Below are 12806 nucleotides of genomic sequence, written 5' to 3'. Positions count from 1 at the left end.
TTACGGCCTTTGCGCGTGATGCCCCCTCTGTCCTTGCACCTGAGATTGCTATCCCTTCGGTGTGCGCCTGTCCGCGCCGCTCTCCAGAGTCTTCGATACCACGTCGGTCCGTTTGCCTGAGAGTTTCCGGGGCGGTTGCTCCTTCGGCACCAGCAAGGCTGGTTCTCCCGACAGTGATAATAGCGCGAAGATGACCTAGTTGGTCAGGCTTCGCAAGATGTTTGAACAGCCGGTGTCGACGTTTCAGGCCCTGCGCAGGGCATCGCCTCCTGCACCGCCCACAGCAGGATCTTCCGTCCCGGTGTCCGCCGGCCAATCGCGTCGAAGGCGCTGTGCCCCGACGCTGAACCCCAAGCGAAAAGTTGTCCTGTCCGGACCAAGCTGATCTGTGGCCACGCCCCGCCGGATCCTCACCTGTTGTTCCGACGGAGTTTGACGCGCGCCACACCGGCGGCCCTAGTCCGGTTGGGATTTTGCCCAGTCTTTCTTAATCTTCTTGGCAAGGCTCCATTTGTGAACCTCGGTAGGGCCGTCATAGATACGAAACGCCCTGATTTCGCGAAACACCTGTTCCACGATGGTGTCGGCAGTCACGCCCTGTCCGCCCATGCACTGAACACAGCGGTCCGCCACGCGCATTAGCGCCTCCGATACCGCCACCTTTGCCATCGAGCTTTCGACGGTGCCGCGCGCGCCGGTATCGAGTACATCCGCGCACCAGTAGATCATCAGTTCCGCTTGCTTGAGGTCCATCATGTTCTCGGCCAGCATGAATCCGACGCCCCCGTGATCCACGAGCGGCTTGCCGAACGCGTGGCGGCGGTTGGCATAATCCGCGGCGATTTCGTTGGCGCGGATGCACGCGCCGAGCCAGCGCATGCAATGGCTCAGTCGGGCCGGTGCCAGCCGCACCTGCGCGTATTTGAATCCCTCGCCCGCCTCGCCGAGCATCTGGTCGGCAGGCACGCGCAGGTTGTCGATGGTTATCACGGCATGCCCGCCCGGCATCGAGCTGTCGATGGTATCTAGCACCCGTTCGATCCGAACGGCCGGGTCCGGAAGGTCCACGAGAAACATGCACGCGCCCTCGTCGGCCTTTGCCATGATGATGCCCATGCCCGCACCTTCGGCGCCGGTGATGTAGGTCTTGCGCCCGTTGATGACCCAGTGATTGCCATCCAGCTTGCAGGTGGTCTGCATCATCGATGGATCGGATCCCGCACCGCCGTCTTCTGCGGGTTCCGTCATGAAAAAGGCCGAGCGTATGTCGCCGCTGACCATTCTCGGCAGGAATCTGTCCCTGAGATCCTGCGATCCGACCTTGCCCAACAAAAACATGTTGCCCTCATCCGGCGCGCAGGTGTGTACCGCCAGCGGACCCAATGGCGACAGGCCCGACCGGATCAGTACCGCCGCCGTCTCGCGCTGCGTCAAGTGATCTCCGCCGTCCAGGATGTGCGGCGTCATCAGATCAGCCGCGCGGGCCAATTCCTTCAATTCGATCGACAACGCCTCTGCCGGACCATGCGTACCGAGGCGCGGATCCCGCTCGAACGGCACAACCTTGTCACGCACGAACTGCTCGACCCTGTCGGCAACCCCCAGGGCGCGGTCTGATATGCCGCGCCGTTCCATTTCAAAACTCATGTCGAAGCCTTTCTCGCTATCGTGCTGCCCGGTGCCGCGTCGGGCCCGGTCCGGTCATGTGGCGCACTCTACTCACGCCGGCGCTTCGCTCCAATAGGGCGCGCGCAGATCTTTTCCGGTCGGCGGGCACATTCGAACCGCAGTGGAAACACCCCGTGCAGTTTCGCGCGGCACCCTCATCACCCTTCCGCCTTCTTTTTTCAAAGTCATGGCTTGAGGCGGCGTGGCTTATCCGATCTTGTGGGTTTATTCCGTTCCCCGCGGGCCCATAATGAAGACCCTGCGCAGGGAACCGGCACAGTCTCTTGGAGGAGAACACATGACCAACTTTCTCAAGGCCCTCATCGCGGCCACGTCACTTGCCCTGATGTCGACATCCGCAATCGCGCAAGAGAGGATAACCTACAAATCCGCCAAAACCGCGTCGTCCTATTATCAGATGGGCGTGCAGATTTCCGAGGCCATGCGCAGCGCGACCGATGGTGATGTGATTGTCACCGTCGAGGAAAGCCAGGGATCGGTCCAGAACGTGATGGAAGTCCGCGCGCGCGGCGGTGATTATGTGTTCACAACCCCGCCCGCGCTGGTCGGGCTGGCGCAACGCGGTGCCGCCATGTTCGAGGGCAAGGGCGACCCCGCCTTCGACGAGATCCGCGCACTGTTCCCGATCCCTTCTCTGACGATGCATTTCGTCGTGTCCAAAGACAGCGGCATCGAGCAGATGGCCGATCTGGCGGGCAAGACGATCCTGCTCGGCAGCGGTTCGTTCGGCGCAACAGAGGGTGAGAAGTACATCGGCCTGTTCGGCCTCGAAGGCGCAGTGAACATCGCGGATTCCGAATTGTCCAACGCTGTCGCCGCGATGAAGAACGGCCAGATCGACGGCTTTGTGACCGCCGGATCCTACCCGGCCCCCAACGTGATCGAGGCCGCCGCGTCGATGGACGTGCGGGTGCTGTCGCTGTCGGACGATCAGGTCGCACAGACCAAGCGCACGCCGCTGACGATTCCGGCGGGCACCTACGCCGGTCAGGATACCCCGATCACCACGACGTCCCTGCCAGTGGTTGCCTATGCAACGACTAAGATGAGCGACGATACTGCCTATCTGCTGACCAAGACATTCTGGGAACAACGCGACGAAATGGGCAGCGCCGCCGCGTGGTGGAAAGGGATCAGCCCCGAGATGATCGAGAACATCACCACCGCGATTCACCCCGGCGCCCTGCGCTACTATGAGGAAACCGGCGCGCCGCTGACCGACGCGCACCGCGGTTGAACATGGCTGGCGCGGGGATCACGAACCGCGCGCCAATCCTGAAAGACACCAAATGACGCACTTTCCTGCCCGCGGGCTCTGGGTCTGGCTGGGCCTGTTGATGATCGTGGCCCATCTGGGGCTGATCTTCTACGGTCTCGTGCCAAATCTCATCGCCCGCCCGCTGCACCTTGCTCTGATCCTGCCTTGGGTGTTCGTCTATCCCGCGCCGCCCGGTGTCGCACGCATGGCGGGCGTCATGCTGGCCACAGTCGGCGTGGCCAGTTGCCTGTGGATCGCCCTCACCCATCAGGAATTGCGAAACCAGTACGGATTTATCGAAACCCGGTTTCAAATGGCCATCGCAGTCCTGCTGCTCGCGCTGGTGATCGAGGGCGCGCGGCGCATGATCGGCTGGCCCCTGCCCTCGGTCGCCGCGCTGATGCTGGCCTATGGTCTTTTCGGGCACCTCATTCCCGGCGAATTCGGCCATTCCGGCACTCCCATCGGCAGCTTTCTGGGCACCCTCACGATTGCCGAAGGCGGCATCTGGGGCAGCCTTACCGGTGTTTCTGTCGGTGTCGTCTCGGTGTTCGTGATCTTCGGCGCGGTGCTGAACGCGGGCGAAGCGGGACAAGGCTTCATGAATGTCGCCAACGCGGCGGCGGGCCGTCTGCGCGGCGGGGCCGCTAAGGTGTCGGTGCTTTCCTCGGCGCTTTTCGGGTCTATTTCGGGATCAGCGTCGGCCAACGTCGCCTCCACGGGCGCCGTCACCCTGCCCGCAATGACCAAACTGGGCTATCCCAAACGCCTCGCCGCCGCCGTCGAAGCGGTCGCCTCTTCCGGCGGACAGATCATGCCACCCCTGATGGGGGCGGGCGCGTTCGTCATGGTCGAGCTGACCGGCATTCCCTACACTGAAATCATGTTCGCGGCCCTTCTGCCCGCGGTGCTGTTCTTTGTCGCTGTCTGGGTCGGGATCGACGCCTACGCCACCCGATACGAGTTGCGCCAGGTTCCGGCCGATCAGCGCCCTTTGCGCCGCGATGTGGCGATCACCTCGGCGTTCTTCGCGGTGCCTTTTGCCGTTCTGCTGCTGGGCATGTTCGCGTTGGACTTCACCCCGCAATACGCAGCCGCCCTTGCGATCTTTGTCGGGCTGGTTGCCCTCCTGTTCAACGCGCACAGCGGATTTGATGCGCGCATGGGGTTCGAACGGCTGGGCGATGCCTGCCTCAACGCCGGACGGCAGATTGCGATGATCGGGTCGATCATCATCTGCGCGTCCATCGTGATCGGCGTACTCGGCATCACCGGGCTGGGGGTCAAGCTGACATCGTTCATCGTGTCGGGGTCCGGTGGTCTCCTGTGGCCATCGCTGCTGCTGACGGCACTGGCCTGCCTGCTGTTGGGAATGGAGGTCCCGACGACCGCCGCCTACGTCATCTGCGTTTCTGTCGCCGGTCCCGCGCTGATAGATCTGGGGCTGGAACCGTTGCAGGCGCATCTGTTCGTGTTCTGGTTCGCGCTGCTGTCGACGATCACGCCACCCGTCTGCGGCGCGGTGTTCATCGCCGCCGGTATGGTCGGTGAAAACTGGCTCAAGGTGGCGACAAGCGCGATGGCGCTTGGCATCGGTCTGTATATCATTCCGCTGGGCATGATCGCGAACCCCGACATCATCCGCCTGCTGCAAAGCCCGCTTTCCGCCGCCATCGCCTTCGGTCAAATGGCGGTTGGGCTGGCGTGCGTTTCGTTCGCCGTGATCTCGAAATACAATCCGGCCCTGCGGCTGGCGCTGCTCGTGGCGGGGACTGTCGTCATCTTCATCCGCCTCGTGATCTGAGGCGCGCGGATCAAATGGTCTGCGCCGCCTCCATCTCTTTTTGCAGCCGCGCTTCCTCCTGTGCCTTCGGCGTGGAGAACCGCGCCATCAGAACGTAGGCAACCGGTGTGAGGTACAGCGTGAACAGCGTCGCAAGGCCAAGCCCCCCGACGATCACCCATCCCAGCGCCTCGCGCGCCTCGGCCCCCGCGCCCGACGACAGAACCAGGGGCACACCACCCAGCACGGTCGACGTCAACGTCATCATCACCGGACGCAGACGGATCGTCGAGGCATCGAGGATCGCTGTACGGACATCGCGCCCCTGATCGCGCAGCTGGTTGGCAAATTCGACGATGAGGATCCCGTTCTTCGCCATGATTCCGATCAGCATCACCAGCCCGATCTGACTGTAGACGTTCAGGCTTTGCCCGGTCATCAGTAACGCGAATACCGCACAGGCAAGTCCCAAAGGCACCGTCGCCATGACCACGACGGCGGAGATAAAGCTTTCGAATTGCGCGGCGAGGACCAGAAACACCACGAGGATTGCAAACCCGAACGTGAGGAACAGGCCCGCGTTCGTCTGGTCCAGCGTCGCCGCCTCGGCCAGCGGCACGATCCGGTTTTCGTCCGCCAGTATTTCGTCGCCGATCTGCTGCACCTGTACCAGCGCATCGCCCAGTGACATTTCGGGCGTCAGCCCCGCTGTCAGTTCGACCGACCGGTTCTGGGCCTCGCGGTCAAGCTCGGGGGCGACCGCGCGCTCTTCCAGCGTGACAAAACTGGCCATCGGAACCATCTGCCCGGTGCCCGATTGTACAAAGATATTCTCCAGATCGCCCGGATCATCCACCGGATCGGTCGTTGACAGCATTTGCACATCGAAACTCTTGTCATCGATGAACACCGATCCGACGGTGCGCCCGTCAAGGACCGCCTGCAACGCCTGCCCCAATCCGGTGATGTCGATATCGAGATCGGCAGCAAGCGCGCGGTCGATCTGCACGAACAACTGTGGCTGGGTGCGCTCGTATTCCAGCCGCACCTGGCCCATCGCGGGGATCTGGCGCAACCGATCCTCCATGCGTACCGCCACATCGCCCAGCTGGTCATAGCTGGTGCCGGTGATGGCGAACGACAGCCCCCGCCCCGCGCCCCGGATGCCCAGCGAATTGGGCTGGATCGCAAAGGCGCGCACCCCGATGATTCCGCGCAGCTTGCCGTTGATCTCGCCAACGATTTCCTGTTGCGCGCGAGCGCGGTCTTGCCAATTTGCCAGCGTGAATACCATAAAACCGCGATTGTCCGCGCCAAACCCGCTGATCGAGAAAATGTTCGTCACCTCACCGCGGTCCTGAAGCGGTGTCACCAGATCCTCGATTTCGCGCATTTTGCTCTGGGTGTAATCCAGCGACACACCCTGCGGGGCGGTCACGCTCAACAACGCGACGGCGCGGTCCTCCGATGGGGTCAATTCCTGCCGGATGCCAGACGCCATCAATGCGGCTGTTGCGGCCACGAACAGCGCCGCCAGCACCACCGCGAACGGCATCGCCAATGCCCCGCGCAAGGTGATCTCGTAGAACCGCGTCAGCCGGTTTCCGAGCCAGATCATCGGGCCACGCGGGTTCTTGTCCGGCTCCTTCGTCAACAGGCGGCTGGCCAGCACCGGACACAGGCTGAGCGCGACGACCGAGGACAACAGAACCGCCATTGCTAGCGTGAACCCGAATTCTCGGAACAACCCACCCGCCTGCCCCGGCAGGAACGAAAGCGGCACGAAAACCGCCGCCAGCGTCGCTGTGGTGGTGATGACGGCAAAGAAAACCTGCGAGGCGCCGTTCACGGCCGCAGCACGCGGCCCCATTCCGGCCGCGCGCTGACGCACGATATTCTCGAGCACGACGATGGCATCGTCGACGACCATGCCGGTGGCCAGAACCAGCGCCAGAAGCGTCAGGATGTTGACCGAAAACCCAACCAGATAAATCGCCGCCAACGTACCCACCAATGCTACGGGCAGTGTGAGCGCGGGTATCAACGTTGCGCGGATGTCGCGCAGGAATATGAAAATCACGGCCACGACGATCGCGACGGCGAAGCCAAGTGTTTTCAGCACTTCTTCGATGGAGCCGGAAATAAAAGTCGCATCATCGGAGGTGACGAAGATGTTGACACCGTCGGGCAGGCTTTCGTTCAGCTCCGCCACAACCGCGCGCACCGCGGCAGAGATTTCGAGCGTGTTCGATGTGGCCTGTCGGATGATCCCGATACCCAGCCCCTGCTCGCCATTGGCGCGCAGCACCGTCTCGCCGGGCGCGGGGCCAAGCGACACGCGGGCCACATCGCCGACCTTCACATCCGGCCCCAGATCGAGCGCCTCGAACGCCTCCGCCGTTGCGACGCTGGCCGTTGTGCGCACGTTGATCGACTGGCGGTCGCCCGCCAGATCGCCCGCCGGCGCATCAAAGGCGACGCTCGACAGAGCGCGCTGCATGTCGCCAAGCGTCAAGCCCCGGCTTGCAAGTTCCAAGAGGTTAATGTCGACGCGAAAGATCGGCTCGCGGTCGCCGTAAACCTGCAGATCCGCGACGCCTTCGACCGATATCAGACGGTCCTCCACGCGGTCCTGAACGATGGCCGTCAACTCCTGCGGCGAGCGCCTCGAAGAGGTGACGGCGATGCGCATGACCGGCTGGGCGTTGGCGTCGGCCTTGACGATTTCGGGCTGATCGGCGTCTTCGGGCAACTGGTTGGTGATCCGTGCGACCGCATCGCGCACATCGGTCGCCGCCACGTCGATATCGACGTTATCGTTGAATTCGACCGTGACGCGGCTGCGCCCGAAACGCGAGTTCGACGAAATACTCCGCACCCCTGACACGCGGCCCACAGCGCCTTCGATCCGCCCCGTCAGTTCCTGATCGACGGATTCGGGCGACGCCCCCGAGAATGTCGTCGTGATGGTGACGACGGGGCGATCCACGTTCGGCAATTCGCGGATCTCGGTCCCGAAAAACGCCGCCACACCGGCCAGAACGATCAATGCATTCAGGACGAACGCAAGGATCGGTCGGCGCACGAAAAGCGCCGTGCCGCCGGAGGTGCGCGCGCTCACAGGCGCGCCCGTTCTACCGTTGCGGAAGCAGCAGACGCCGATCCTTCGTGCGTCACGACATCGACGTCGACCCCGTCGCGCAGGGTCTGGACACCCTCGGTCACGACAAGATCATCCGCCGCCAACCCCTCGGCGGTGATCAGGACTTCGTCGCTGTTGCGCTGCGCGATCTCGACGGCGACGCGGGTTGCGATGCCATCACGCACGGCCCAGACGAAGGGGCCATCGCTTGACCATTGCACGGCAAGCGGCGCGATCGACAAAAGCGTTTCTCCGGGAAACGTGAGGTTGACCGAAAACGCCATACCGGCGCGCAACAGATCCGCGTCATTCGTGACACGTCCCTGTACCAGCAAGGTGCGGCTGGCCCGGTCCACCACCGTGTCAATCGCACTGATCTCGCCTTTCAGCGTGGTGCCACCCTGGCCAAGGGGGCTCACATCGAACGCCTGCCCGGTTCTGATCTTGGAAACGATGCGTTCCGGCACGCGAAAATCAATGAGAATGTCAGACCGGTCGGTGATCGTCACGATCATGTCCTGTGCGCTCACGCGGTCGCCTTCCTCCAGATCTATAATCCCGACCCAACCCGAGATCGGCGCGGAAATCACCCGCTGCGACAGGTCGAACTCCGCCTGCCGCACGGCTAATTCGGCGCTGCGCAGGGCAAGCGTGGTTTCGCGCAGGCGCACGCCCGTTGTCGCACCTGTCGCCTCGAGCCGTTCGATGCGGTCCGCATCGGCACGCGCATTCTCCAACTGAATCTTTGCCTGCTCCAGCGCGATCTCTTCCTCTTCGTCCTGAAGCCGGGCAATGATCTCGCCGCTCTCGACATAACCGCCCGCCGTCAGGGCAAGATCGGTGATCACGCCGACCGCGTTGGAACGCACTGTCACCGACCGGCGGGCGCGCCCGTCACCGATGGCGTTGACCCGGTCTGCTATGGCGCGCTCATCCACCGGCACGGCGATCACCTGCACCGCCCCACCGCCGCTGCCGCGACGGTTCATGACCTCTGCCATTTGCGGATCGGTCGCTTCGATGCCCAGCAGATCAAGCAGCCCCATGCGCGCGAGCAAGGGATGCGCCGCCGGGACATAGGCGATCCAGATATAAAAACCGGCCGCTGCCACGACGAGCGAGAGAATGATCTGCCGAAGCACTTTCATGCCGGATGCCTTCATCTAAGGAGCAAGTTGGACGTATATTTAACGCACCGCCCGCAAAAGCACATCAATTCATTGCGAGCGGGAGCCGATGTATTACGGCGCCGCCCCACCGTCCGCGCCGATGTCCCAAAACAGACCGGTCATCACCGTGACCGCGCTTTTACAGACCGGTTTAAGGACATGCTCATTCGGCGCATGCTGGTTACAACCAAGATAGCTGTGCGGCACCCAGACCGTCGGAAGCCCGAGAATATCCGCAAAGCATTCGTTCGGCAAAGATCCGGCAAGGTTCGGCAGCACATGCGGTGCCTGACCCGCCGTGCGCGTCAGAGATGCCTTCACATAGCCGACCCACGGGTGATCGGGATCGAGCCGCGTCGCAGGGAAGAACCCGCGTTCGTGTTCGATGATCTGTACCTTGTCGAAACCATGCGCATCCAGATGGCGGCGCAGCGCGGGCAGCACCTCCTTGGGATCGGTGCCCACCACATAGCGCAGTTGGCATGTCGCCCGCGCCTTGTCCGAGATCGCGTTTTGCGGCGCTTCGGGCACGCCGCTCTTCATCGCCAGCACCGCAAAGGAGTTCCAGCCATAGACCCGCTCGGCGGGCGTCAGGCTTTCCTCGCCCCAATCCTCGTCAACGGGCGGATTGCTGTCTTCGGTCACTGGCAGGCCTGCCAGCGCCTCGCGCACCGAATTGCTCAGGCTGTCGGGCCGCCATTCGGGGATCCAGATCTGCCCGCGCGCATCGCAGATCGACGCCAACGCATGCGCGAGGATCATCGCGGGATCGGCCAGAAGCCCGCCCCAGTTGCCAGAATGATGGGCGCCCTCTCGCAGATCAACGCTCAAATCGAACGACATCCCCCCCCGCGCGCCCATGAACATCGTCGGGCGATCCGGCTTGAGCCGTGGCCCGTCCGACGCAATCAGCACATCGGCGGACAGCATCTGCTTGTGCGCCTCCATGAACGCCGCAAGGCCAGGCGATCCGATTTCCTCGCTCATCTCGAAGATGAACTTCACGTTGAAGCCAAGGCTTCCGCGCTCCGCCAGCACTGTCTCCAGCGCGGCGATATTGACCAGATGCTGAACCTTGTTGTCCGCCGCACCCCGCCCGTACAGGCGGTCATCCACCTCTGTCAGCGCAAAGGGTGCCAACCCCGCGTCCCACTGACCGGTCTGCGCCCATGTCACGTCACCGTGGCCATAGCTGAGCACGGTTTTCAGCGCCGCGTCCTCGATCCGCTGCGCCACCAGAAGCGGGCCGCCATCGGGGTTGGGATTGTCGTAGATCTCGCACTCAAACCCAAGCCCGCGCAAGCGCGGCTCGATCGCTTCGGTCAGGTATCGGGCCAGTTCGGCGCGTTGGCCGGGGTTCTGGCTTTCGGTCTCAAAGGCGACCAGTCCCGCCAGATCGGTGCTGAGCTGACCGCTCTCGAAATACGCCTCGGCGCGGGCAATCGCGTTTTCACGGCTCATGCTGTGACCTCGCTTTCGTTCACGGCGTCGCCCCACGGCGACATGATTTCTGTACAACCGCTGTTTGTCCCGCCGCGCCGCATGACCCCGGCGGGACAGGCAAACGCATAGGGAAAGACCGCGCGCTTGGTCGTCGTCACGTCATAGCTTGCCCGTAACCCCTCGATGATTTCGGCGGGCAGGGTTTCATCCGCGACGATTCCATCGCCCCCCGAGGCGTCGATCCTTTGCTGATGAAACGCCTCGCCGATGTCCATGTCGAAATCCGCCACAAAGCTGCCCAGCTGCGCCACCGCCGACACAATTTTGCGCCCTCCCGACGCCCCAAAGCCGAATCGTGTGTCGCCCTTGCTGCCGAGCATCGGGCAGACGTTCATCAGACACGGCTTGTCGGGGGCGAGCGAGTTGGGCCGACCCTGTGCGGGATCGAACCACATGATGCCGTTGTTCATCAGAAACCCGGTGGAGGGCGACACGACCCGGCTGCCAAATATCGACAACAGTGTCTGCGTCTGGCTGACCATATTGCCCTTGCGATCCACGACCGAGAAATGCGTAGTGCAGCCTTCGTTGCCGTGCGTCTCTCCGTCATGGCCCATCTGCGACAGCCGCGCTGCATAGGCGCTTTGCAGTCCGTCGGCATAGGCGGTGTAGGCAGTCTTGTCCGGCGCGGCGCCGAATTGCTGCGCCTCCATCGCGGCAAAGGCATCGCGGATCGTCGGCCCCGCCGTCAGCCCCGGCAGCACGTCGAAACGGGTCCCGCGATACTCGAACGTCAGCGGGTCCGAAAACCACGCGTGGTAGCTCTTGAGATCGTCGTGCGACAGGCTCCCGCCCTTGTCGCGCATATCCTGCGCCATCGCCGCACCCAGGTCCCCGTCATACAGCGCGCGGTGCCCCTCCTCTGCGAGGATCTGCAGGCTGTCGGCCATCTTGCCCATGCCAAGCCTCTTTTCCGCCAGCGCGGTCCAGCCGGATACGGTGGGCCATTGGCCGTCTTCGAGAAACAGCGCCGCCGCGTCCGGGTCTTTTGCGAGGATCCGCGTTGTCGATGCGATGATCAGCGCGGCATACCAATCTACCAGCAGCCCTTCGCGCGCAAAGTCAATCGCGGGGGATAGCAACTCGGCCCACGGCACCGTACCGAAGCGCGCGTGCATCTTGCCCATCCCGTCGACCAACCCCGGCACCGCCACCGCCGTCGCGCCGTACACGTTGCGCTCACCCTCAACGGTGTCCCATGGAAACAGATCGCTCGTCTTGCCCTGCCCGCTCAGCGGATAGTCGGCAGGGTCCAGCCCTGCGGGAGAGCGCATGCCGTAGTTCAATGCATAGGCGCGCCCCTCGTCCGCGCGCCACAGCATCAGGCCACCACCGCCGGCAGGTCCGCTCATCCACGGCTCAAGCACACCGATGGCAAAGGAGGTCGCGATGGCGGCATCGACCGCGTCACCGCCTGCCGCCAGCACCCGCGCCCCCGCTTCGGCGGCGCCACGGTGCTGGGCGGCAACAACGCCGTGCTCTGTCTCGATCACCACCTTCGTGGTGTTCTGGGTGCGCGAAAGGTTCTGGCTCATGGTATGTGTCCGTCTGGTTCAGGTGGTTTCCATCGCGACTTCGGGATCGTGAAGGTGGCATTCCACCAGCCCCTGCGCGTCCTGTATCGCGCGCGGCGCGCGGCTTTCACACAGCGGTGTCGCCGCGGGACAGCGGGGGTGGAAATGGCAGCCCGAAGGCGGGTTGATCGGATTAGGATAGGCCATGCCGAGATGCGTCTCGGGCACATCCATCGCCGGGTCGGGCGTCAGTACCGATTTAAGCAGGGCCTGCGAATAAGGATGGCGCGGCGCGTCGAACAGGTTGGCCACCGTCGTCTTTTCCACGATCCGGCCCAGATACATCACCGCAACTTCCGTGGCGAGGTGTTCGACCACCGCCAGATTGTGGCTGATGAACAGGTAGGTCAGCCCGAATTCACGGCGTAGATCGCCCAGCAGATTGAGGATCTGGCTTTGCACCGACACATCGAGCGCCGAAGTCGGCTCGTCGCAGATCACGATTTCGGGGCGCATCACCAATGCGCGGGCAATCGCCACGCGCTGGCGCTGACCGCCTGACATCTGGCTCGGATAATTCGTCAGCACCCGCGACGGCAGCCCCACCACATCGAGGATCTCGCGCACTGATTTCTCACGGCTGGCCTCATCCCCCGTGCCGTGCACCCGCAGAGGCAGCGCGATGATGTCCTGAATGGTCTTGCGCGGATTGAGCGAGGAATAGGGATCCTGAAAGATCGGCTGAATA

The 12806-nt window shown here is 63.3% G+C and carries 8 protein-coding genes and 1 riboswitch; of the genes, 2 read left to right on the top strand and 6 right to left on the bottom strand.

Going from position 1 to position 12806, the window contains the following annotated elements; genetic code table 11:
* Positions 1 to 94 precede the first annotated feature (94 nt).
* Positions 95 to 180: riboswitch (glycine riboswitch) on the bottom strand.
* A 276-nt stretch (positions 181 to 456) separates the two neighbouring features.
* Positions 457 to 1647 carry an acyl-CoA dehydrogenase family protein gene (locus Q1A06_RS18560; protein ID WP_299567095.1) on the bottom strand — a complete coding sequence of 397 codons (1191 nt, stop codon included), beginning with the start codon at positions 1645 to 1647 and terminating at the stop codon, positions 457 to 459.
* 319 nt (positions 1648 to 1966) lie between these two features.
* Between Q1A06_RS18560 and Q1A06_RS18555 the strand changes: the two genes are divergently transcribed.
* Both Q1A06_RS18555 and Q1A06_RS18550 read left to right on the top strand, forming a co-directional pair.
* Complete coding sequence (locus Q1A06_RS18555; protein ID WP_299567093.1) at positions 1967 to 2926, top strand: TAXI family TRAP transporter solute-binding subunit; 960 nt, start codon at positions 1967 to 1969, stop codon at positions 2924 to 2926.
* 52 nt (positions 2927 to 2978) lie between these two features.
* Positions 2979 to 4751 (top strand): TRAP transporter fused permease subunit, encoded by a 1773-nt coding sequence (locus tag Q1A06_RS18550; protein ID WP_299567091.1) that lies wholly within the window; start codon positions 2979 to 2981, stop codon positions 4749 to 4751.
* A 10-nt stretch (positions 4752 to 4761) separates the two neighbouring features.
* On the opposite strand, the gene Q1A06_RS18545 is transcribed toward Q1A06_RS18550, so the two are convergent.
* From Q1A06_RS18545 to Q1A06_RS18525, 5 genes are all read right to left on the bottom strand, one after another.
* The gene (locus tag Q1A06_RS18545; protein ID WP_299567089.1) at positions 4762 to 7851 is read right to left on the bottom strand and encodes an efflux RND transporter permease subunit; all 3090 of its coding nucleotides are present in this window, start codon (positions 7849 to 7851) and stop codon (positions 4762 to 4764) included.
* The gene (locus Q1A06_RS18540; protein WP_299567087.1) at positions 7848 to 9020 is read right to left on the bottom strand and encodes an efflux RND transporter periplasmic adaptor subunit; all 1173 of its coding nucleotides are present in this window, start codon (positions 9018 to 9020) and stop codon (positions 7848 to 7850) included. The genes Q1A06_RS18545 and Q1A06_RS18540 overlap by 4 nt, the downstream gene beginning before the upstream one ends.
* A 93-nt stretch (positions 9021 to 9113) precedes the next feature.
* Complete coding sequence (locus Q1A06_RS18535) at positions 9114 to 10502, bottom strand: M20 family metallopeptidase (protein ID WP_299567085.1); 1389 nt, start codon at positions 10500 to 10502, stop codon at positions 9114 to 9116.
* On the bottom strand, positions 10499 to 12079 hold the full coding sequence (locus Q1A06_RS18530) for a gamma-glutamyltransferase (RefSeq protein ID WP_299567083.1): 1581 nt from the start codon (positions 12077 to 12079) through the stop codon (positions 10499 to 10501). The genes Q1A06_RS18535 and Q1A06_RS18530 overlap by 4 nt, the downstream gene beginning before the upstream one ends.
* A gap of 18 nt (positions 12080 to 12097) precedes the next feature.
* A partial coding sequence (locus Q1A06_RS18525) for an oligopeptide/dipeptide ABC transporter ATP-binding protein (protein ID WP_299567081.1) occupies positions 12098 to 12806 on the bottom strand: 709 nt, incomplete at its 5' end.

The sequence above is a fragment of the uncultured Sulfitobacter sp. genome (genome assembly GCF_947497275.1).
GTDB lineage: Bacteria > Pseudomonadota > Alphaproteobacteria > Rhodobacterales > Rhodobacteraceae > Sulfitobacter.
The sequence above is the reverse complement of the archived record's forward strand: the minus strand, read 5'-3'. Positions and strand labels throughout refer to the sequence as shown.